Below are 23,487 nucleotides of genomic sequence, written 5' to 3'. Positions count from 1 at the left end.
AACCTGGGGTTGATGATGCTGATTCATGCGGTGGCTCTGTGAACCCGCATATACGTTCTTTTCGTCAAAACTGATTGTTGACACAACAACCCAGGGCCTATACGTATGGAGCAAAGCAGAATACGGGGACGGCCTTCTCGTTTTTAAAGATAATTCATTGATGGTCATCGTTTCGCACGTTATACTTAAATAAAAAAGATTTACAAGGAGTATTATTATGGAATCTCTCATACAACGTCTAATGGAATATCGGCTCTATCACACAAACCGAATCAATAAAATCCTTAATTACATCGGTATGCCGCTTATCGTTTTGGCCTTGCTCGTTGCGCTGAGCTGGATTAGCTTATCGGTCGCTATGCGTTGGCATATTAGCTTTGCCTGGATCGCTGTTATTGCGCTGCTAATTTATTATTATTTTTTGGATATTAAGTTAACTCTGCTGATGACGGTGATTATGATTCTTGTGACCTTGCTCTGTACGTGGATTGCATTTCCAGTGCCCACAGAGGGAAGTCTCTTCTTCTTTTTAGTTTTATTAATCGGCGGTGGGGCCTTACTTTTCATTGGCCATACTTTTGAAACCTCGAAAGTCGATTTTTCCACATATATGAAATCGATCTTCATTGGTCCAATCTACCTGGTGGCCGAACTATTACTCGCGTTGAATTTAGGGAAACAATTTGGTTTGCAAGAGCATCAACCTCTCACGCCACCGACCCCGAAACCGCCACCTACTTCTAAAACACCGCCGTCCTTATAGGCATAAAAGTCTGCTTTTGCCCCTCGCCTACATGGAGGGGAACAGGGCGAAAATATATTATTACCTACACCTCCCAGTCCCAGCCTTTCCCCCTTTTTTGTTGTTTTTTCGCCGCTGGGATTATCCGCAAATATTCCTCAATGTAAGCAGTATTACAATTCTGAAACTGAGTTTATCTACCCCACAACTACAATCCCCTAGCAAGATTGCATACGGGTACCCCTAGGGACAAAGCTCCTGGCTTCTATACTGCGGACCAAGTTGTTAGCCGGGAGATCATGGTGGATACTCGCACTTTATTTGCATATAGGAAGCGAAAGGTATAAGGTTCAGGGTTGTGGTACAAAAATGACAGCACTTTCCACTGCGAACAAAAGTAGGCTATCGCCTCTTCTGAACCAGCCTTCGCAGAGCAATTCGGGCGTCGCTTAAAACTTCGCCGATGCCGATAAATTGGTCGTTCTGATCGCATAAACGCACGAAACCGTGGGTTGCGTTTTGGATCATTACGACTTGCCCTCGTTGTAAACAAAAAGTAGTTGAACTTGATAACTTGATCATAGGGAAATGAGAGACCATTGTTTCTAGAGGCAATAAGTAGCAGTCTAACCCTGTATAATTTGCTTTATCGTATTCTCGTTCTAAATGGACAAGTTTGATCATTTGATCTTCGTGATAATGAGACACGCTAAGCCGGCGCAATGCGACAACATGAGCGCCGCAACCGAGCGCTTCACCCACATCATCGAGCAACGTTCTGATATAAGTTCCCTTACTGCAATGTACATAAAGTTCAATCGATTCGTTATCCCAGTCCAATAGAGTTAATTCGTAAATAGTAACTTGCCGTGTTTTACGCTCGACCTCAATTCCTTGCCGCGTTAGCTTATACAATGGTTGCCCTTTATGTTTTAAGGCGGAATACATGGAAGGCGTTTGATCAATAACGCTACGAAATGCGGATAAAGTTTTTTCCAGTGCCTGTTTTGTAAGTTTAGGGATGGGGCGTTCTGTAAGAATGGGGCTTTCACTGTCCCCGCTTGCGGTACGAACACCTAATCGGCCTTTGACACTATAGGATTTATCCGCTTCTAAAAGAAATTGGGAAAATTTAGTCGCTTCGCCTAAACAAATCGGCAAGAGTCCGGTGGCGAGCGGATCTAAACTCCCCGTATGTCCTGCTTTTTTTGCGCGAAATAAGCGCTTAACGCGCTGCACTGCCTCGTTAGAGGTCATCCTGCCCGGCTTATCTAACAATAAAATGCCATCTACAGGGCGTTTAAACGGTTTAGGATGATTCGTCACTGTCATCTTTTTTTAAAGCACGCTCAATAAGCAACAAAATTCTGTCCGCTCGTTCAATGGATCCATCGTAAACAAATTCTAATTTGGGCACATAGCGAAAAACGGTTGCTTGCGCTAATAAATAGCGTAAATAACCCGTAGCCTTACTCAGCGCTTTTTGGACCTCTTTTCCACTTTGATTTTCTAATAAAGAATAAAAAACTTTCGCTTGTTTTAAATCTGGCGAAATGGAAACAGCAGTGAGAGAAATTTTCGATAAACGAGAATCACGGACTTCTTTTTTAAAAAGCTCCGCTAATTGTTGATGGATAAGATGAGCTACTCGTTGTTGGCGTTGATTCATAAATTTCTCACTCACGTGTACCTCATTCCCGTAGCCCGTATGAGTGAAGCGAAATACGGAAGACATTATTTTTTATGAGATCGTGATTACGTAATGGTTCGATGAACTTGAGTTTTTTCGTAAACTTCGATTTGATCGCCGACTTTCACGTCGTTGTAATTTTTTACGCCGACGCCACATTCCATCCCTTGACGCACTTCAGCCACATCTTCTTTAAAACGACGCAAGGATTCAAGTTGACCTTTATAAATAACAACATTGTCTCGTAAAACCCGAATCGGTAAATGACGCCGAACCACACCTTCTACCACCATGCAACCGGCGATAGCGCCGATTTTTGAAGAACGAAATACGTCGCGCACTTCAGCGAGGCCAACAATTTTTTCCTCAAACTCAGGTGCTAACAAACCTCTCAGTGCTTTTTTCACTTCATCAATTAAATCGTAAATAATGCTGTAATAGCATAAATCCACACCTTCTCTCTCGACTAAAACACGCGTGGGTGCATCAGCACGGACATTAAAGCCGATAACTACCGCGTCAGAAGCAATTGCTAGGTTCACATCGGATTCAGTGATTCTACCAACACCGCTGGCGATAATATTAACCTTCACTTCATCAGTGGATAATTTATTAAGTGCTTCGATTAAAGCTTCCAGTGAACCCTGAGCATCCGCTTTTAACACAATATTTAAAGTATTTTGCTTACCTTCACCCATGCGATCAAAAATGCGCTCGAGATGAGCGGTCTGTTTCTTCGCTAAGCGGACTTCTCGGTATTTACCTTGCCGAAAACGGGCAATTTCACGCGCTTTGCGTTCATCCGGCACCACGATAGCTTCTTCCCCCGCTACCGGCGTACCGGACAGCCCTAACACTTCCACTGGCACGGAAGGTCCTGCGCTTTCACAAGGTCTGCCATCATCACCAATCATCGCCCGCACGCGACCGTATTCACGTCCTACTAACAAGATATCGCCTAAATGCAATTCACCGCTGGTGACTAAAACAGTCGCCACCGGCCCACGCCCTCGATCAAGGCGAGATTCAACTACCATGCCCCTGGCAGGACCGTTATCCACCGCCTTTAATTCGAGCACTTCAGCTTGAAGCAAAATTCGCTCAAGCAGCGCGTCTATCCCCTCTCCGGTTTTTGCGGAAATAGGCTGAAACATAGTATCGCCACCCCATTCTTCTAGGAGCACATCGTGCGTGGATAATTCGGTTTTAATTCGCTCAGGATCGGCTTCAGGTTTATCTATTTTATTAACAGCAACCACGACGGGTACCTGGGCCGCCCGAGCATGTTGAATAGCTTCCACAGTTTGTGGCATAACGCCATCATCTGCCGCTACTACCAGCACCACAATATCCGTACATTTAGCACCCCGCGCGCGCATGGCGGTAAAAGCCTCGTGGCCGGGCGTATCCAAAAAGGTGATCATTCCCAATTCCGTTCCGACGTGATAAGCGCCGATATGTTGGGTTATTCCTCCGGCTTCTGTGCTGGTCACTTTCGTACGACGGATATAATCCAAAAGTGAAGTCTTACCATGGTCCACGTGACCCATAATAGTCACCACGGGCGCACGAGGAACGGCTTCGCCGGTCTGCTCGCTCAACGTCGCGACCAAGTTTTCTTCCAAGACGTCTTCTTTAATTAATTTGGGTCTATGCCCTATTTCTTCTACAACGATAGCGGCCGTTTCCTGATCGATTCGCTGATTGATGGTCACCATAGCACCCAGTTTCATCATCACTTTAATGACTTCCGCTGCCTTTACGGACATTTTTTGGGCAAGATCGCCTACAGTAATAGATTCCGGGAGCACGACTTCACGAACCACCGGTGCGATGGGTCGCTCAAAGCCCTGTTCGAGTTTGGCGGAAGCATTATCAGAATCTAGCATATGTGCCGGTTTGTAGCGGCGACGGCGTTCTTCAACCAGTTTGGTCATGTGGAGTTCTTCTCGTTCCCACTTGTCTTCTTTATCCGGTTTTCGTGAACGATGAGTCTCTTTACGCGGACCTTTTTTAAGGGTTTCCCTCTTCTCGGATGTGGCTTTTTTGGCTTCTTCTTTAACTTCGCCTTCCACCGCTTTCTCAAGGGTGGCTAGATTCACTTCTGCTTTTTCGCTGAGGTTAGTTGTGTCAAAGGCCGGTAGCACTTCCTGCGTTGGAGCAGGTTCGGTTTCCCGTCTTTGTTCAATAATAGGCTTAGTATAGGTCCGCTTGGAACGTATTTCGACGTTCACGCTTTTCTTCCCAGATTTAACCACGCTGAGTTTCTTTCGTTTTAAAACTATTTTGGAACGTTTTTTGTCTGTTTTTGTACTATGAGAAGTCTTTAAATGCAATAGCAGTTTTCGCTTTTCTTCGTCGCTAATGATTTGATCGACATGAGTGATCGCAACCCCAGCTTCTTTTAACTGCTCTAAAAGACGTTCCGGTGTTGTCCACACTAAGTCGGCTAATTGTTTCACGCTCATGTCAGCCATAATAATTAACTCTTCTCGCTTTCTTCTTCTGAAAACCAATGCGCCCGTGCTGCCATAATTAAATTAGCAGCTGCTTCGTCATCGATTTCAATAATTTCTTTTAAATCGAGTACTGATTTTTCCGCTAAATCGTCACGGGTCAATACTTCATTCTCGGCAAGCTGTCGGGCCAATTCCGCTGTCATCCCTGGTAAGGTCAACAAATCTTCCGCCGGTTTCTTTTTATCTAATTCTTGTTTGGCGATTTCCTGAGTTAACAAGACATCACCGGCTCTTCTTTGCAACTCAGCGCTGATATCTTCATCAAATCCATCGACACCTTGTAATTCTTCTTTCGGCACATAAGCTACTTCTTCCAAATTCATAAATCCTGCTTGAACCAAGGCATCAGCCACTTCCTCGTCGACATCTAATTTTTCCATAAATACCGTTTTAATTTTACCAGCTTCTTTTTCGTGTTTCTGAGCCATTTCAGCTTCACTCATTACATTCAGTGTCCACCCTGTCAATTCGCTGGCTAAGCGGACATTTTGACCACTTCGACCAATAGCTTGCGATAATTGATCTTTTTTAACAGCGATATCCATCATATAAGAATCCTCATCCACAACAATAGAAGCAACCTCGGCCGGAGCCATTGCATTAATTACCAATTGGGCAGGATTATCATCCCACAATACGATATCAATGCGTTCCCCCCCTAATTCGTTAGAAACTGCTTGCACTCGCGACCCCCGCATGCCTACGCAAGCACCGATAGGATCAATACGTCCATCGTTCGTCTTAACTGCAATTTTCGCGCGCGACCCGGGATCGCGAGCGGCGCCTTTGATTTCGATGACTTCCTCACCAATTTCAGGGACTTCGATCTTAAAAAGTTCAACTAAAAATTCAGGGCGGGTTCGGCTGACCAACAATTGAGGCCCGCGCTTTTTGTCTTGGCAAACGCTATATAAATGAGCACGTAAACGATCGTTGATGCGAAACGCTTCTCGTGGAATCATTTCTTCACGAAGTAAAAGCGCTTCTGCATTTTCACCCATATCCAAAATAATGCTCTCGCGCGTGACTCGCTTAACCACTCCGATAACGAGTTCGCCCACTCGTTTTTCATATTGGCGAATGATTTTTGCTCGCTCGGCTTCCCGAACTTTTTGAACGATAACTTGCTTGGCTTGTTGCGCCGCAATCCGTCCAAATTTGACGGATTCCACGGGTTCCTCGATAACGTCACCTACTTCTAAGTCACAATCGATTTCTCTCGCTTGTTCTAAGGTCATCTCTTGATTGGGAAATTCCAGCGGCTCATTCGTATTTTCCACGACAGTCCAGCACCGGAAGGTTTCGTAATCTCCCGTTTTTTGATCGATAGCCACACGAATTTCGACATCGTCTTCTTCGTAACGTTTTGCCGTTACTGCTGCTAATGCAGCCTCAATAGCTTCAAAAATTACTTCTTTTGAAAGGCCACGCTCGTTAGACATCGAATCAACTATTAATAAAATGTCTTTATTCATACTTCAGCCCTCGAAATGCGCTATTAATTGCTTTTTCAATCTCGCTCAACGGAACTTTTAATCTTGTTATCTAATTGCAAAGTCACTCGCTCTTTATTGTCCACAACCACAATCATTCCCCAAAACTGCCGTTATCCCTCTTGTGACTCTCGCAAATGGATCTTTGCCTTGCTCCCGATTAAAGCGGCGATAATGATCCGCCGGTATACAATGGCCGCTATGCCCGGTGACGAAACTTCTAAAGTATAACGTCCACTAATAAGGTCTTCGACATCCAGCACAGCGCTAATCTGCCGACTGACCTTCGCGCACTCATCGAGCGTAATGCCGCCTGCTTTATCGACAAAGATTTGTAAGATCGTCGTAGTGCCACGGCGAAAAAGCTCGCACCCGACGAGCTCAAACCCAAGCGTTTCCACCGCCGAAGCAATAAGGCGATGCAGCGTTCGCGCTTGACTCATTACCTTACCTCAACCTCAAAAAAACAAAAAAGGGCGTATAGCCCCACTCTTAAACCCGATACAAAACTGGTAGCGGGGGTAGGATTTGAACCTACGACCTTCGGGTTATGAGCCCGACGAGCTGCCAGACTGCTCCACCCCGCATCAACACTGGATTATATTATAGAGAAATCAATGAAATGACAAGCAAGTTTTAGAAAAGCAAGAAGGATCATGTCTTCATCATATCATTACCCACAAGTGGTAAAAAAACTTAAACCCGTCATCCCCGCTTCCCTCGTCTCCTCCCACGCAGGCAGGGAGCCAACGCACTAAAAACGCGCCTGGATTCCTGAGCGGGATCAGGAAGTTTAAAACGAAAATAGCTGTGATTTATGGATCATGATATGCTAAAGTATGGGGTCTCTTTTTCCTCTGAAAAGCCAGCTAAAACGCTAAATGTGAAAGCGTGTACAGCCAGCTTGGGAAGATACCGATAAATAACACCGCCAACCCATTTAGCGAGATGCCGATTTTCATTTCTAATGAATAGCGTATTGGTTTCAGTTGAGGAGGGGCACTTTCAAAATACATGACTTTGACCACCCGAATATAATAATAAGCGCCGACAATTGCGAATAACACAGCGAGTACAGCAAGCCACACTAAATGCACTTGGATAAGTGCATCAAGAATACCAACTTTTGCGATAAAGCCTACTAACGGTGGGACACCGGCTAAAGAAAAGAGAATCAGCAGCATCATAAAGGCAAGCCAGGGATTGCGGCTATTTAATCCTGCAAAATCATTAATATTTTCAGCTTCAAACTCACCGCGACTCATTAAAACGACCATCCCAAAAGCACCAAGCGACATTAAACTATAAGTAATCGTGTAAAACATTGCCGCAGCATAGCCATTGCGGGTTCCGCATAAAACGCCTAATAGCACATACCCCATGTGGGCGATCGATGAATAAGCCAACATTCGTTTGATATTGGACTGCACGATCGCAGCGAAATTACCGATACCCATCGATAAAATCGCGACCACAATGAGCATTTGATGCCATTGAGCGTACAATGCTGGCATACCGCGGATTAATAATTGGATAACCATCGCGTAAGTCGCTATTTTCGGCGCGGTGGAGATAAATAAAGTGACCGAACTGGGCGCGCCTTCATACACATCCGGAACCCACATATGAAAAGGCGCAGCGCCCAACTTGAATGCAACTCCAGCAACAATAAAAACCAGCCCAAACACCAGAATCAAATTTTGATGCAGCGTCGTTGCGGAAACTGCCTTAGCAATTTCAATTAAATCTAAACTTTGGGTAGCGCCAAAAATCATCGACATTCCATAGAGCAGCATTCCAGAGGCAATGGCGCCGATAACAAAATATTTCATGCCGGCTTCAGCCGAACGTGTCTTGTTACGATACAGAGGGGCCATTGCATAAGTTGGCAAAGATAACAATTCCAGCCCTAAAAAAACAGTTAATAAATTAGAGGAAGAAACCAAAACCATCATTCCCAGCATCGATAACAAACCGAGAACGTAAAATTCGGTGTAAGGAATTTTACGTTCATCGTTGTATTCTCGGGCGTAAATAAAGACAAAAAAGACAGACAAATAAATAAATAATTTAAGGTAAACGGAGAAGCGGTCCAATACAAACATATGATGGAAAGTAAACGATGCCCCCAGAAAATCGGGATAGGTAAACATATACCAGGTCAATCCCGCCACCATAATTAAGGTAAGCTGTACCAAATAATAAGGAATTTGGTGACGTTTTTTAATAAAAACACCCGTCAGTAATATTACCAGCGCCATAAACAATACAAACATTTCAGGCACGGCAGGAATAAAATTAGGTAATTCCGATAGCATATCCCACCTTTACAATTTCGACTGCAATGCTTCATACAACAATTTACCAATAGATGCATGAAATGCATTCAATAATGAATTGGGATAAATACCAATCCAGACAATGGCAGCGGTTACTAAAATAAAAATTATCTTATCTGTCACTCCGATTTCTTTTAATTTCGCTACAGCCGGAGTCGTAACGGGACCATAAAAAACACGCTTATACATCCACAACGTATAAGCAGCGCCAATGACCAATGTAGAGGCCGCAAAAAATGTTACCCAAAAACTTGCTTTAAACGTGCTAAGCAGCACCATAAATTCTCCCACAAAACCCGAAGTTCCTGGTAATCCAACATTCGACATTGCAAATATCATAAAAAAGGCTGAAAAATAAGGCATTTTTTTTGCGATGCCGCCAAAATCGTAGATATAACGTGAATGTATCTGCTCATAAATCACTCCAAACGACAAAAACATAGCGCCAGCACCAAAAGCATGAGAAATCATTTGCACCATTGCACCTTCCAAACTCAAATAAGCATCCGCTCTATCACCCGTATGCGCGACGATAAAAAATACCATAAATGCACCTAAAGTTACGAAACCCATATGAGCAACCGAAGAATACGCAATTAATTTCTTCATATCGGTTTGTGCAATTGCAATAAATCCGATATAGACAATGGCAATTAATGAAAGTGCGATCATTAACCAATCCAATTGGCGACTAGCGTCAGGAGCAATCGGTAAACTAAAACGAAAGAAGCCATATCCACCTAATTTCAGCATTAAAGCCGCTAATACGACTGAACCGCCAACGGGAGCCTCTGTATGTGCATCCGGCAACCACGTATGAAACGGCCACATCGGAACTTTAATAGCAAAGGCAAATAAAAAGCCAATGAAAACAAAAACTTGCACGGTCATCGACATGTGCAAGCGATAATAATCCGGGATATAAAAACTGTCTGAACGCATTCGTAAATACAAGAGAGCCACCAATAATAACGCTGAACCGAAAAAGGTATATAAGAAAAACTTAATTGCCGCATAAGAACGTTTTTCCATACCCCAAACACCGATACTGATATACATCGGAATCAACATTGCTTCCCAAAAGAAATAAAATAGCATGGCGTCCAAGGCTGAAAAAACACCGACTACCGCCCCCTGCATGACTAAAAAAGCCGATAAATAATGGCCAACTTGCTTCTTAACCATCGTCCAAGAAGCTAAGATGACTAAGAGGGTGGTAAAACAAGTCAGCACGATTAGCGGCATTGAAATTCCATCGACCCCAAGGTCGTAATTTACTTTTAAAGCAGAGATCCAATTGACGTGTTCGGTAAATTGCATGATGCCTCTACTCGTGTCAAAACTAAAATAAAGGGCAATACAAAGCACAAAAGAAATTAACGCGATAATTAACGCCAACACGCGAGCCTGGTTCGCGCGTTCTTCGCCATTAAGAAAAGCCACCGGTATAGCGCCTAAAATAGAAAGCCAAATAAGCGTGCTTAATAAAGGTATGTGTTCAAATGCCATGGATTTAAGCCAATATTAACCAAATTAAAAACGCCAACAGTCCAAGGATCATTACAAATACATAATGATACAAATACCCGGATTGTAAGCGGCGCATAAATCGAGCTACCCGCATCGCATTTCGGCCTGAACCATCGACAATAAAATAATCCAACACTTTCAGATCACCCACTCGGAAAAATAAATTAGCCAGCGCCCAACCCCCACGAACAAAAACAATCCAATTAAAAGCATCAAAGCCATATTTAGCCAATAAAATTCGATGCAGCCATGGCAGACAACGCTCTAATAGAGCTGGTATTTTCGGCGCAGCAATCACCATAACCCAAGCAAAAAAAATACCAAAAATAGACGCCAAAAATGGCAAAGCAGTTAGCGAATGATAAGTCATATAAAAAACATTGTGAAATTCAGCGGCCACGGCGCTTAATACATTATGTTGGGGCAACACCACGACACTGGAACTGAGAAAGCTCGGACGACGATAGATAATCCAATAAATAAGAACAGCGCCCAATAATACCGATGGAACACTTAAAACCCACTGGGGCCCTTGCATATTCAATGGCGTTTCTTTCAATGTTGATTTTAATTTAGGAGACGACATTCGCTCCGCGGTATGGAAGGTCATAAAAAAGGCTCGGAAAATATAATACCCTGTCACAAAAGTGCCTATTAATAAACAAACATAAGCATAGCGAGCTCCAGGGATCGTCGAATACGCGACCGCTTCGATAATAGTATCTTTGGAATAAAATCCGGCAAAGGGCGGAATTGCAGCTAAGGATAAAGCGCCGATTAAAAAGATAATATATGTGGCTGGTAAATGTTTTCTAAGACCTCCCATTTTACGCATATCTTGTTCGTGATGCAGGGCAAGGATAACCGAGCCGGCGGATAAAAATAATAAAGCCTTAAAACAAGCGTGCGTTAATAAATGGAAAATTCCGGCGGAATAAGCCGAAACACCATCAGCGGCGATCATATAACCTAACTGTGACATCGTCGAAAAAGCAATCACACGCTTAATATCGAATTCCACAAAAGCCAATAATCCTGTCAAAAGAGCTGTTGTGGCGCCGATTACCAACACTGTACTTAATGCGACTTGCGATAATTCAAAAAGCGGCGACATTCGAGCCACCAGAAAAACCCCCGCTGTCACCATCGTGGCCGCATGAATTAAAGCGGAAATGGGCGTTGGACCTTCCATCGATTCTGGCAACCAAACATGTAAAGGCATTTGAGCCGATTTACCCATCGCACCGATAAACAATAAAATGCAAATAACCGTAATGATCGACGAATGCGTCCCAGGGAAAACGCTAATGGTCGTTTGACTTAATGCGCCGGCGCCGGCGAATACCGTCTGATAATCCAAACTACCAAAATAACCTAAAATAGCCGCTATTCCCAAAATGAATCCGAAATCTCCTACCCGATTAACTAAAAAAGCTTTTAAACTCGCCACCGCTGCAGATTCTTTATCAAACCAGAATCCGATTAATAAATAAGAAACTAAACCCACGCCTTCCCAGCCAAAAAACAGTTGAAAGAAATTATTAGCAGTGACCAACATCAGCATGGCGAAGGTAAACATGGACATATGAGAAAAAAATCGCTGGCAGCCGGAATCGTCCGCCATGTAACCGATGCTATAAATATGCACGACCCACGAAACAAAAGTAACGATCAGCATCATCGCGGCAGTAAGCGAATCGACCATAAAACCAACGTCAAAATGAAAACGACCGCTAATGCCCCAAGTGTAAATCGTTCCATAAAAATGTTCACCGTGAACTGCGACCAACATGAAAACCGCAATCGCGCTCAAAAGCGAAACCGTCATCAAAATAATCGTCACCCATTGCGCCCCTCGGCGCCCAATCTGCTTGGCACCCAAACCTACGACTAAAAAACCGAACAAAGGTGCCAGCATCATGAGCAATGTTAAATTTCGAACCATCATTCAACCTCTCTCCATCATCCCCGTATTTCGCTTCTTACGGAATACAAATTTTTTATCCTTTCAAAATATTCATATCATCCACGTTAATATTACCTCGCCGGCGATAAAATAAAACTAAAATTGCTAACCCGATCGCCGATTCCGCAGCGGCCACTGTTAAAATAAAAAATACAAATATTTCCCCCATCATACCCCCCAGGTATTGCGAAAAGGCAATAAAATTCGTGTTAACGGCTAATAACATTAATTCAATACACATGAATAACACAATTAAATTCTTGCGGTTAATGATAATGCCGGCAAAACCTAAGCCAAATAAAATGGCTCCTATTATTAAAAAATAACCTAACGATATCATGAATTCTCCGTCTTCATTTTTATTACTCGCAAACGATTCTCTTTTTTCGCCTCCAATTGTTCTCGAACGTGTTGAGATTTGGTATTCGGCTTGCGGCCGTGAAAAGCTAGCGTGATTGTAGCAATAATGGCAACCAATAAAATAACGGCCGCAATTTCAAATGGATAAAAATAATCAACATACAGCAGGGAACCCATCGCCTTCACGTTGCTAAAATTAGAAGCGACACACGGTAAATGAGCAGTAGCTACCATAAAGTGACGCGGACTCACTATTACCACCATCATCCCGATTAATAACGCCATAGCGATTAAACCAAAAGGCAAAAAAGGCACAAATTTTTGCTCCAAGTCAGAAAGATTAATATTCAGCATCATGACCACAAATAAAAATAAAGTCATGAGCGCGCCAACATACACAAAAATCAAAGCCAACGCTAAAAATTCGGCTTGCATCATCATCCATAAAACCGCGCTAGCAAAAAAAGAGAGAACGAGAAAAAGCACTGCATGCACAGGGTTACGCGATATGATCACCATTGCCGCAGCAGCGATTAAAACCACTGCAAAAATAAAAAATGTGATTTCATAAATTGGAAACATTCGTTTACCTTTCTTTATTTAACGGTATTTTTTATCCTTCGCTCGATCTCGAGCAATCTGCTCTTCGTACATATCTCCAATTATCAATAATTTTTCCTTCGTCAAAATATTTTCCCCTCGATCTTTAATGCTGTAGTGCATCTCTGGGGTTAGCACAATGGCATCTACCGGACAAGCCTCTTCACAAAATCCGCAATTAATGCATTTAAACGCATCAATATCGTAAAGGGTCGTGCGTCGTGAACCGTCAGCCTCGCGCGGTCCCGCCTCAATCGTAATGGCGCACGCCGGACAAACCGCTTCGCATAATTTACAAGCAATACAACGTTCCTCACCATTTGGGTAACGCCGTAACGCCAACATACCGCGAAAACGAAAGGAACTCGGCACTTCTTCATCAGGATAGTGAATCGTTACTTTTTTTCTATAAAAATAACGTAGCGTGAGTGAAAGTCCCTTTAACAGCTCCCACAGCGTAAAACTTTTAATAATTTGTTTTAATCGCTTCATAACCAATGTGCCGAATGAAACTCAATAGCCAAGGCTAAAATAATTAGCCATGCCAGCGTTACCGGAATTAACACTTTCCAGCACAATCGCATAATTTGATCGTAACGATAACGCGGAAATGTTGCCCGCATCCAAAAATAAGTAAAAATAAAAACCGAAAGCTTTAATACAAACCATATAATTCCAGGAACCCACGCAAAGAGCGACTCTAACCCTGGAATGCCTTGAAATGGTGATAACCATCCTCCTAAAAAAATCACAGTTGCAATAGCAGAAACCAAAACCATATTGGCGTATTCTGCTAAAAAGAAAAGGGCAAACGTCACACCAGCGTACTCCACGTGAAACCCCGCGACAATTTCCGACTCTCCTTCCGCCACATCGAATGGAGCGCGATTAGTTTCCGCCACCGCCGTTATCCAATAAGTGACGAACAACGGTAACAAAGGCAAGCAAAACCAATGCCAAAGACCCCCTGATTGACGAAGCACAATCCCTTGCAGATTCATCGTCCCGGCAACAAGCAGTACACCCACTAAAGCGAAACCCATCGGAATTTCATAGGACACGACTTGTGCTGCGGAACGCAAAGCACCGAAAAACGCGTATTTAGAATTAGAAGCCCACCCCGCAACCAAAATTCCATAAACCCCTAATGAAGTCATGGAAAATAAAAATAACAGCCCTGCATTTACATTGGCTAACATCCAACCTTGCGCAAATGGAATCACCGCCCAAGCCGCTAAAGCAGGCACTAAGGATAAAATGGGCGCGATAAGATAAAGATAACGACTCGACGCTGTTGGAATAATAACTTCTTTCAATAATAACTTAAGTATATCAGCAATCGGCTGCGCCACCCCGCGAAAGCCAACACGATTTGGGCCGACCCGTGATTGCATGTAGCCGATGACTTTTCGTTCCGCTAAGGTAATAAAAGCGACCGCCACAAGCAAAGGCACCAAAATAAGGATCATTTTAATGATTATCCAGATTAATGTTATTAGCTGGTCTGTAACTGCCATATCATTACCCACAAGCAGCGGCAAGGACTAAAAAAAGCCCATCATCCCCGCGGCAAGCGGGGACCCAGCGGACGCATGCGCAACGCACCTCCGGTGCACCTGGATTCCCACCTGCGCGGGGATGACAAAAGTTCCAGGAACGACGAAGTCTAAAATTGAAATAGCTGTGAGCTATAGGTAATGATATAGTCACTACTAAACCCTTTCCAATGTAATTGGCGCTTCAGCTTCCCCGACTCCGGCCGTCTCTATCAATCCCGACGCCAATAGAACGGTATTATCAGCTAACCGATCATCAATCCCCAGCGGCAAAGTAATCCGACTCTCGCCTTGGATCGCGGTTAGTTGATCACCTTCGTTGAAATTAAATTTTTTGGCAGTTTTTGTATTCAGTCGAATTGTTTTAAATTCCTTTGAGAGAATTTCTTGTAATGGAAGTGAACGGCGTACCAAATGGTCTACTCGCACCATCGGCCAAGGGGCGAAGCGGATGAGCACTTCTTCGTCATTCGCGCCTATAGGCTTTTCCTCGACGCTGATCGGGGAACGCGAATGACCTGTCTCTATCCTAGACTTATCATGAGCAATATCGTTAATCTCCCGAGTCACTTCTTCAATCGTTTTATAATCAAAACTCGGCAAACCGAAATAATTACCCAAAACACGCAAAACCTTCCACGCCGGTTGAGAATCTTTTTCGGGAACACTTGCTGCCGAAGCCAATTGCCACCGACCCTCTGCATTGACATACGTGCCACCGGACTCCGAAAACGGCGCAATGGGCAAAAGAATGTTCGCGTAAGATTCCATAGTTGGAGTAGTAAACGTCGTAAAAGCCATCACCCATTCAGCCTGATTTAAAGTATGCAAAGTTTGAGCAGGGTAAGCACAATCGAGCTCGGGTTCCAGATTCAATAAAAAATAAACTTTTAACGGATCCGTTGTTACCATGGCCTTAGCATCAAGCCCTGGTGGGGAATCGAGTACCTGCCCCCCAGGCCTACGATGAGGCACCGCGCCTGCCATCCAAGCCCCGGCGCTATTGGCCCCTTCTGTCAACAAACCCACCGTCGCGCCGCTTTGTTGCGCAATAAAATGCGCCAACTCCCGAATTTTGGCAGCCTCTGGGTGGTGCAACGCATGCTCGCCCAAAAAAATCGCCGCTTTTTCAGCAGATACTAATGTCTCTGCGATTACCTTTGCTTTTTCACTCGATTTTTCTTTGGCTAACCCACGGGCAACATCAGCTAATGTGGAAATCAACGCCGAGGGCGATACAATCATTTTTTCGTTAATACCGAAAACAAAGGGATAATCCATGGGATTAATAGCTAAAATTTTGGCACCTTCACCATAAGCTTTATTCATTCGATAACTCAGTAAAGGTTGTTCAAATCGAACGTTGGAGCCAATTAATAAAATGGCATTTAAATTTTCAAGCTCAGCAATGAGCATACCCAAATTAGGAAAGAGATCAAATGCATTCTGATCACGAAAATCTTGCCAGCGAACGCGATGATCAATGTTATGGGTCCCCAAACCGCGCAGCCATTTTTGGAATAAAAAATATTCTTCAAGTGTCGCGCTCGGCGACAGTAATGCGCCTATTTGTGAAGCGCCGTGTTTTTCGATAATAGCTTGCGTTTTTTCTTTCACTATTCTCAAAGCATCTTCCCATGAAATTGCCTCCCATTTTCCATCTTTTTTGATGCGGGGTTGATAAAGGCGGGATTCATGATATACTGCGAAATGACCAAAACGATCGCGGTCGCTCATCCAAGTTTCGTTCACCTCATCATTTTCTCGAGGCACCGCCCGCATCACCTTGCGCTGTGGCACGAATTCCTGCCAACGGCTATGCAGAAAGATATTTCCCCCCACACAATCATGCGGCGCTATGGAGGGAGTCTCTCGGTATTCCCAACCACGCCCTTGGTAGCGAGCGGGTTTATCGGTTAACGCACCGACGGGGCAAATATCGATGATATTTCCCGACAACTCTGATCGCATGAAATGTTTTACGTAAGTAGATATAACTTCTTTTTCACCCCGATTAATGACGCCCAACTCCGGTAATCCAGCGATTTCTTCCCCAAACCGCACGCAACGCGTGCACTGGATGCAGCGAGTCATTTCCGTTTCAATCAATGGACCAATATCGTCAATAAAAACAGCCCGTTTCGTGTCTTCATAATTGGAATGCGCGTGACCAAATCCCATCGCTAAATCTTGTAACTCACATTCCCCTCCTTGATCGCAGATAGGGCAATCTAAAGGATGATTAATTAATAAAAATTTCATCACTGCACGCTGGGCTTCCAGTGCTTTTTTTGATTGCGTAAATACTTTCATTCCCGCAGTAACGGGTGTCGCGCACGCAGGCAATGGCTTTCCCAATTTTTCTACTTCAACTAAACACATGCGGCAATTGGCAGCCACGGATAATTTTTTGTGATAACAGAAACGGGGAATATAAACGCCCATTTCATCCGCCGCCTCAATAATCGAAGCGCCCTCTTCCACAATGGTTTTTTTGCCGTCAATTTCGAGTTCTACCATAATCATTTACCTAAATTTTCGGTCACACCATACACTTTCCATGTGCCACATGGTACTCAAATTCATCATAAAAATATTTCAACATTCCGCTGACGGGCCATGCGGCCGCCTCACCAAACGCACAAATGGTGCGGCCTTCGATGCTCTTTGCGACTCTGCTTAATTGTTCTATGTCGCGTTTCGTCCCTTCGCCTTTTTCAATTCGATGAACTAATCGATAAAGCCACCCTGTTCCTTCACGGCAAGGCGTGCATTGGCCACACGATTCGTGCATATAAAATTTTGAAATGCGCTCAAGGACTTTCACCATGCACGTTGATCGATCCATCACCATCACGCCGCCAGAACCTAGCATTGAACCTGCTTCAAGCAAACCGTCAAAGCTCATGATCGCTTTCATCACCACCTCGGCAGGCAACACTGGCATCGAACTTCCACCGGGAATCACAGCCTTTAACTCACCTCCCTCCCATATGCCGCCAGCCAATGCTAATAAATCCGCGAAAGGAATCCCCAATGGAACTTCATAATTACCCGGTTTTGTCACATGACCGCTGACAGAAAATATTTTTGTACCACCATTTTTGGGAGGACCTAAATCCGCAAACCATCTCCCACCTTTTTCTAAAATAACTGGCACGGAGGCATACGTTTCAGTATTATTAATATTACTAGGGCGCTCATACAACCCAAAATTAGCCGGAAAAGGCGGCTTAAACCGCGGCCAGCCGCGCTTTCCTTCCAATGAATTCATGAGTGCTGTTTCTTCGCCACAAATATAAGCACCGGAGCTAAAATGGTTAAATATTTCAATATCCACACCGGAGTTTAAAACATTTTTTCCAATCAATCCGGCCTCGCGCGCTTGTGCTAAGGCTTGTTCGCAACGATTAAACGGCTCCCAAAATTCACCTCGCAAAAAATTATAGCCGACAGTCGCGCCAAGAGTGTAACAGGCAATAGCGATACCTTCTAATACTTGGTGGGGATTAAACCGTAAAATATCGCGGTCTTTAAAAGTGCCTGGCTCACTTTCATCGGAATTACAAATTACGTATTTTCCGCCAGGTTTATCACGCGGAATAAAACTCCATTTTAAACCGGTGGGAAATCCAGCGCCACCGCGACCACGTAACGAGGATTCTTTAATTTCATTAATGATATTTTCAGGCGGTGTTTTTTCTTTTAAAATTCTTCGTAACACTTGGTAACCGCCGACGCTTTCGTAGGATTCTAGCATCCAGGGTTTTTCTAAATGCAATGTTCGGTAACAAACCGCATTAGTCAGCATTCGTTTTCGACTCCCGCTCTAATTTATCAATAATCGCTATCATTTTTTCAGGTGTTAAATTTTCATGATATTCTTGATCGTCAATTTGACACATCGGCGCACCACCGCAAGCAGCCATACACTCAACACTTCTTAGCGTAAATAAACCATTAGATGTGGTCTCGTCAAAATCAATACCCAACCGATTTTTAACGCAAGTAACAATTTCATCACTTCCCCTTAAAAAACAAGGAACATTTTGACAAATGCTAATTTTATGTTTGCCCATGGGTTTAAGATTATACATGTCATAAAAAGTAGCGACTTCGTAAACCCAAATACGAGGCAATTGCAAATAATCGGCTAACGCGTTCATCGCTGCTTTACTGAGCCAGCCGTTATTTTGCTTTTGGACAAATAATAAAGCCGGTACAACCGCTGACCGTTTTTGGTCAGTCGGGTATTTGACCAACCAACAGTTGATTTCTTTTATAACGGCTTCGTCTAAAATAAACTGTTCTGTCTGTTCATTCATTAACGATCAATCTCACCAAAGACGATATCAATGCTTGAAATAATGGCGACTAAATCCGCAATCATGTGCCCGCGGCACATTTCGTTCATGGCTGCTAGATGGGGGTAACTCGCCGCACGGATTTTAACTCGATAAGGTTTATTCGCTCCGTCTGAAACGATATAAACACCGAATTCACCTTTTGGTTGCTCCACGGCAGCATAAGCTTCTCCTTCCGGAACAATATAGCCTTCCGTGAATAATTTAAAATGATGAATTAAGGCTTCCATATCGCGCTTCATGACTTCTCGTTGCGGTGGTACGATTTTATAATCGTCGATCATGACCGGTCCGGGGTTTTTACGCAGCCATTCGACACATTGTCGAATGATGCGATTCGATTGACGCATTTCTTCAATACGAACTAAATACCGATCGTAACAATCGCCTTCTCGGCCAACAGGGATATCAAAATCTACCCGATCATAAGCGGCGTACGGTTGCTTTTTCCGAAGATCCCACTCAACGCCCGATCCCCGCAACATCGGGCCTGTAAAACCTAATTGCAGCGCCCGCTCTTCAGATACCACACCAATGCCTACTGTCCGTTGCTTCCAAATTCGATTGTCCGTTAACAGACCTTCATATTCATCAATTAATTTGGGAAAACGCTCTGTAAAATCCCAAATAAAATCCAACAGAGAGCCTTCACGCACCTCATTCATTTTTTTGATGGCTTTTTCACTGTGCCATCGTGAAGGTTTATACTTTGGCATACTATCCGGCAAATCGCGGTAAACCCCGCCGGGGCGATAATAAGTCGCATGCATGCGAGCGCCGGACGCGGCTTCATAACAATCCATCAGATTTTCGCGCTCACGAAAGCAATAGAGAAATACAGTCATCGCCCCAACATCCAACGCATGCGCGCCCAACCACAATAAATGATTTAATATTCGAGTAATCTCATCAAACATCGTCCGAATATATTTTGCTCGAATCGGAGGCTCGATCCTCAGAAGTTTCTCGATCGCCAATACATAACCGTGCTCATTCGCCATCATGGATACATAATCAAGCCGATCCATGTAACCAATGGTTTGATTGTAAGGCTTACTTTCCGCTAATTTTTCAGTTGCCCGGTGCAAAAGGCCGATATGCGGATCAATGCGCTGAATCACTTCGCCATCCACTTCAATAATAAGCCGCAAAACACCATGCGCGGCAGGGTGTTGCGGTCCAAAATTAAACGTGTAATTGCGAACTTCAGCCATTTTCTTTCTCGCCTTTTTCATATCGGCCATCAACACGAATCACTTTCGGTACCAGTACCCGCGGTTGGATACTGACAGGCTCATAAACACAGCGTTGTTGCGCTGCATCATAACGAAGCTCAACCTCGCCAATCAAGGGAAAATCTTTACGAAATGGATAACCAACAAAACCGTAATCTGTTAACAAACGTCGTAAATCTGGATGACCTTCAAATACGATGCCATATAAGTCAAACGCTTCACGCTCGTACCAATCAGCGGAACTCCATATTTTAATAACCGATGGTACCAGCGGTGGGTCGCCTTCCACATAGGTTTTCAAACGGATTCGATGGTTATGACGAAGCGACAATAAATGATAAACAACGGCAAAACGAGGTTTATTCCATGGAATTATCTGCTCTTGAACAACTTCTTCAAATCCTCGACTAAATCCTGTATTGGTGGTTTTTTCCGTACGCCAGAGACTCACACCGTACTCTAAATAATCCACGCCGCAGACGTCGAGCAGTAATTCAAAATTAAAAGGCGGAGCGTCGCGTAAGGCAGTACAGATTTCTAACAAATGGATAGGCAGTAATTCAACCGTAACCATGTCGGCGCCTGGCACGACTGTTTCAATTTGAAAATTAAAACGGTCGTTAATGGCATCTATTAAGGTTTGTTTATTAGCCATTGTTTTCTCTTATGCGTCTTTACGATTAAAAATATTGCGATACCGAATTTTATTTCTAAGTTGAATAACACCGTAAAATAAAGCTTCTGCGGTGGGCGGGCAGCCGGGGACATACACATCCACCGGCACAATGCGGTCACAACCACGGACCACAGAATAAGCATAATGATAATAGCCTCCACCGTTGGCGCATGAACCCATCGAAATCACCCACCGCGGTTCAACCATCTGGTCATAAACTTTACGTAAAGCCGGCGTCATTTTATTACAAAGGGTACCAGCAACGATCATTACATCGGATTGCCGAGGACTCGGGCGAAATAAGCCCGCACCGAAACGGTCGAGATCATAACGGGAGGAAGCACACTGCATCATTTCAACCGCGCAACAGGCCAAACCAAAAGTCATTGGCCATAACGAACCACTGCGCGCCCAACGCACTAAATCATCCAGAGAAGCAAGTAAAAACCCTTCTTTAGTTAACAGTTGTTGCATAGCATTACTCCCATTCTAAAGCCCCGCGCTTCCACTCATAAATGAATCCGACAACAAGAATAGCGAGAAAAACCATCATCGCCCAAAAACCTAACCAACCAATATGGCGCAAGACAACTGCCCACGGAAATAAAAAAGCAGTTTCTAAATCAAAAATAATAAAAAGGATAGCGACTAAATAGAAACGAACATCAAAAGGTAATCGCGCATCTTGAAACGCTTCAAATCCACATTCGTAGGGAGATAATTTCGCTTTATCCGGCCGCCGCGGTCCAAAGAACCAACCCATCGTCAAGGCGAGCACAGCAATAAATAAACTTATGCCCCAAAAAACTAAAATAGGAAAATAATTCGTTAACACGAGCACACCTTCTTAATTGCCCCTTCCCCTCTTGGGAAAAGGGTTAGGGAAAGGGAGTTTAAAAACCTATTTGAGACTGCTGCAGTTCTTTGCCCTCTCCTAGCCTCTCCCGCAAGCGGGAGAGGAATAGTGGAAGGGTAGCACTAAAGATATTTACTACTTTCTCTTTAGTATCACCCAAAACGTTTTTTTAGATCACTAATTGAGGTTTGCCGAAGGCCGGACTCGAACCGGCACGGGTTTTCCCCACTGCCCCCTCAAGACAGCGTGTCTACCAGTTTCACCACTTCGGCGTTATCGTTTTAACTCCTAGGCACACTCGGGGGCGCTGTTTGCGTTGACGAAAAAGGAGACGTCATCGTTCCTAGATGCCATAAGGCCAAATAGCTCAGGCCGATACTGGTTACAAAAAAAGCCGCCGCTAAAAAAATCGTTACTTTCATTAAAAACGGTGTCGCGCCCACACTGCCAAACATCGTGTTGGAAGAGGTGCTTCCAAATGCAGCACCGGTATCAGCGCCTTTACCATGCTGGAGTAAGACTAGCGCGATCAGAGAAACGGCGATAAGCGCATGAATAATTAAAATGACTGATTGCATTGTTCCCCTATTTTTAGAAATTGTTCAGCTTCCAAAGAAGCGCCGCCCACTAAAACCCCATCTATATTTGGCATTTCGAACAAAGGGGCTACATTATTCGGCTTAACGCTTCCCCCATATAAAAGCCGCGTGCTTTCGGCTAGTGTCGCATCCTGACGGTGTAATTGATCTCGAAGGGCGGCGTGCACTTCTTCTGCTTGCGAAGGTGTTGCATTTTTTCCTGTTCCAATCGCCCACACCGGCTCATAAGCCACCACCATGCCTTCCAACGAAGCCAAATTATCGTTCATCTGCAATACAACTGCAAGTTGCTCTTTTATCACTGATAATGTCTGATCAGCATCGCGCTGCTTTTCAGTTTCCCCTACACAAATAATGGGACGAATACCGCAACGAAGGGCTGCCCTAACCTTTGCAGCCACTTGCTCATTGGTTTCCCCGTGATGCCGACGCCTTTCTGAGTGGCCAACAATCACATACCGACAATGGAAATCGCGCAGCATGGTAGCAGAGACTTCCCCAGTATAAGCACCTCCTTCGAATTCAGAAACGTCCTGCGCACCCCAAGAGATTTGCGTTCGTATCAGCGCCTCTTTGCACTGCTGCAAAAAGACAAAAGGGGGGAAAACAGCGAGCTCCGCGGTTTCCAGACGCTCGCGAGCGTCTTTTAATGCTCTTAATAATTGACCCACGCTTTCGCGCGAACCATACATTTTCCAATTGCCAGCCACTAATGGTCGACACTGCATATGAATCTCTCAATGCTGAAATCTGGCGCCATTCTAACGGAATCGAAAAGATAACACAAAGCGCTATCCCACCCCCACTTTGCCCTCTCCTGGGGATACTACAATTAAAAAGTTCAGATTTTCAACAAACAACCCAATGAAAAGTGCGCTCTTTAAAGGGGGCGTTATAATGCGCCAACACAGAATTTCTATTTTAAATAAAGAGCAGGTGATGAAAGATATTAAAATACTTGG

21 protein-coding genes, 2 tRNA genes and 1 pseudogene are annotated in these 23,487 nt (G+C 44.1%); 1 reads left to right on the top strand and 23 read right to left on the bottom strand.

The window, feature by feature from the left end:
- Positions 1-217: 217 nt before the first annotated feature.
- Positions 218-763: an Mpo1 family 2-hydroxy fatty acid dioxygenase gene (locus FIV31_RS03725; protein ID WP_280123866.1), complete on the top strand. Its 546-nt coding sequence runs from the start codon at positions 218-220 to the stop codon at positions 761-763.
- A gap of 381 nt (positions 764-1,144) precedes the next feature.
- Here the strand turns inward: FIV31_RS03725 and truB are convergent, their stop codons facing one another.
- The 23 genes and pseudogenes from truB to tpiA form a co-directional block, all read right to left on the bottom strand.
- Complete coding sequence (truB, locus tag FIV31_RS03720; RefSeq protein ID WP_280123865.1) at positions 1,145-2,074, bottom strand: tRNA pseudouridine(55) synthase TruB; 930 nt, start codon at positions 2,072-2,074, stop codon at positions 1,145-1,147.
- Positions 2,052-2,411 carry a 30S ribosome-binding factor RbfA gene (gene rbfA, locus FIV31_RS03715; protein ID WP_280123867.1) on the bottom strand — a complete coding sequence of 120 codons (360 nt, stop codon included), beginning with the start codon at positions 2,409-2,411 and terminating at the stop codon, positions 2,052-2,054. The genes truB and rbfA overlap by 23 nt, the downstream gene beginning before the upstream one ends.
- Positions 2,412-2,497: 86 nt before the next feature.
- The gene (gene infB, locus FIV31_RS03710; protein WP_280123864.1) at positions 2,498-4,909 is read right to left on the bottom strand and encodes a translation initiation factor IF-2; all 2,412 of its coding nucleotides are present in this window, start codon (positions 4,907-4,909) and stop codon (positions 2,498-2,500) included.
- Between the two features lie 5 nt (positions 4,910-4,914).
- Positions 4,915-6,426, bottom strand: coding sequence for a transcription termination factor NusA (nusA, locus tag FIV31_RS03705; protein ID WP_280123863.1), 1,512 nt, complete (start codon positions 6,424-6,426; stop codon positions 4,915-4,917).
- A 3-nt stretch (positions 6,427-6,429) separates the two neighbouring features.
- Positions 6,430-6,887, bottom strand: a pseudogene (gene rimP, locus FIV31_RS03700) (ribosome maturation factor RimP).
- 67 nt (positions 6,888-6,954) lie between these two features.
- A tRNA-Met gene (locus FIV31_RS03695) sits at positions 6,955-7,031 on the bottom strand.
- Positions 7,032-7,313: 282 nt separating this feature from the next.
- A complete protein-coding gene (gene nuoN, locus FIV31_RS03690) occupies positions 7,314-8,762 on the bottom strand; it encodes an NADH-quinone oxidoreductase subunit NuoN (RefSeq protein ID WP_280123862.1) in 1,449 nt (482 codons plus the stop codon).
- Positions 8,763-8,771: 9 nt separating this feature from the next.
- Positions 8,772-10,292, bottom strand: a complete 1,521-nt coding sequence (locus FIV31_RS03685; RefSeq protein WP_280123861.1) for a complex I subunit 4 family protein — start codon at positions 10,290-10,292, stop codon at positions 8,772-8,774.
- Between the two features lie 4 nt (positions 10,293-10,296).
- Positions 10,297-12,261, bottom strand: a complete 1,965-nt coding sequence (gene nuoL, locus FIV31_RS03680; RefSeq protein ID WP_280123860.1) for an NADH-quinone oxidoreductase subunit L — start codon at positions 12,259-12,261, stop codon at positions 10,297-10,299.
- Positions 12,262-12,313: 52 nt separating this feature from the next.
- Positions 12,314-12,619 (bottom strand): NADH-quinone oxidoreductase subunit NuoK, encoded by a 306-nt coding sequence (gene nuoK / locus FIV31_RS03675; RefSeq protein WP_280123859.1) that lies wholly within the window; start codon positions 12,617-12,619, stop codon positions 12,314-12,316.
- Entirely contained in the window at positions 12,616-13,221 is a 606-nt protein-coding gene (locus FIV31_RS03670) for an NADH-quinone oxidoreductase subunit J (protein WP_280123858.1), read from the bottom strand. Before FIV31_RS03670 ends, nuoK begins: the two co-directional genes overlap by 4 nt.
- Positions 13,222-13,239: 18 nt before the next feature.
- The gene (gene nuoI / locus FIV31_RS03665) at positions 13,240-13,731 is read right to left on the bottom strand and encodes an NADH-quinone oxidoreductase subunit NuoI (protein WP_280123857.1); all 492 of its coding nucleotides are present in this window, start codon (positions 13,729-13,731) and stop codon (positions 13,240-13,242) included.
- Positions 13,728-14,756 carry an NADH-quinone oxidoreductase subunit NuoH gene (nuoH, locus tag FIV31_RS03660; protein ID WP_280123856.1) on the bottom strand — a complete coding sequence of 343 codons (1,029 nt, stop codon included), beginning with the start codon at positions 14,754-14,756 and terminating at the stop codon, positions 13,728-13,730. Before nuoH ends, nuoI begins: the two co-directional genes overlap by 4 nt.
- A gap of 195 nt (positions 14,757-14,951) precedes the next feature.
- The gene (nuoG, locus tag FIV31_RS03655; RefSeq protein ID WP_280123855.1) at positions 14,952-17,315 is read right to left on the bottom strand and encodes an NADH-quinone oxidoreductase subunit NuoG; all 2,364 of its coding nucleotides are present in this window, start codon (positions 17,313-17,315) and stop codon (positions 14,952-14,954) included.
- Between the two features lie 22 nt (positions 17,316-17,337).
- On the bottom strand, positions 17,338-18,606 hold the full coding sequence (nuoF, locus tag FIV31_RS03650) for an NADH-quinone oxidoreductase subunit NuoF (protein WP_280123854.1): 1,269 nt from the start codon (positions 18,604-18,606) through the stop codon (positions 17,338-17,340).
- Entirely contained in the window at positions 18,596-19,120 is a 525-nt protein-coding gene (locus tag FIV31_RS03645; RefSeq protein WP_280123853.1) for an NADH-quinone oxidoreductase subunit NuoE family protein, read from the bottom strand. The genes nuoF and FIV31_RS03645 overlap by 11 nt, the downstream gene beginning before the upstream one ends.
- The gene (locus FIV31_RS03640; protein WP_280123852.1) at positions 19,120-20,394 is read right to left on the bottom strand and encodes an NADH-quinone oxidoreductase subunit D; all 1,275 of its coding nucleotides are present in this window, start codon (positions 20,392-20,394) and stop codon (positions 19,120-19,122) included. Before FIV31_RS03640 ends, FIV31_RS03645 begins: the two co-directional genes overlap by 1 nt.
- The gene (locus FIV31_RS03635) at positions 20,366-21,049 is read right to left on the bottom strand and encodes an NADH-quinone oxidoreductase subunit C (protein ID WP_280123851.1); all 684 of its coding nucleotides are present in this window, start codon (positions 21,047-21,049) and stop codon (positions 20,366-20,368) included. Before FIV31_RS03635 ends, FIV31_RS03640 begins: the two co-directional genes overlap by 29 nt.
- A gap of 9 nt (positions 21,050-21,058) precedes the next feature.
- Positions 21,059-21,544 carry a NuoB/complex I 20 kDa subunit family protein gene (locus FIV31_RS03630; RefSeq protein ID WP_280123850.1) on the bottom strand — a complete coding sequence of 162 codons (486 nt, stop codon included), beginning with the start codon at positions 21,542-21,544 and terminating at the stop codon, positions 21,059-21,061.
- Positions 21,545-21,548: 4 nt separating this feature from the next.
- Entirely contained in the window at positions 21,549-21,911 is a 363-nt protein-coding gene (locus FIV31_RS03625; protein ID WP_280123849.1) for an NADH-quinone oxidoreductase subunit A, read from the bottom strand.
- A gap of 204 nt (positions 21,912-22,115) precedes the next feature.
- A tRNA-Leu gene (locus FIV31_RS03620) sits at positions 22,116-22,198 on the bottom strand.
- Positions 22,199-22,207: 9 nt separating this feature from the next.
- Complete coding sequence (gene secG, locus FIV31_RS03615; RefSeq protein ID WP_280123848.1) at positions 22,208-22,504, bottom strand: preprotein translocase subunit SecG; 297 nt, start codon at positions 22,502-22,504, stop codon at positions 22,208-22,210.
- Positions 22,486-23,253, bottom strand: a complete 768-nt coding sequence (gene tpiA, locus FIV31_RS03610; protein ID WP_280123847.1) for a triose-phosphate isomerase — start codon at positions 23,251-23,253, stop codon at positions 22,486-22,488. Before tpiA ends, secG begins: the two co-directional genes overlap by 19 nt.
- Between the last annotated feature and the right edge of the window lie 234 nt (positions 23,254-23,487).

This window comes from Coxiella endosymbiont of Ornithodoros amblus, from assembly GCF_019425495.1.
Lineage (GTDB): Bacteria > Pseudomonadota > Gammaproteobacteria > Coxiellales > Coxiellaceae > Coxiella.
Note: the sequence above shows the minus strand (reverse complement) of the source record. Positions and strands in the feature narration are given on the sequence as shown.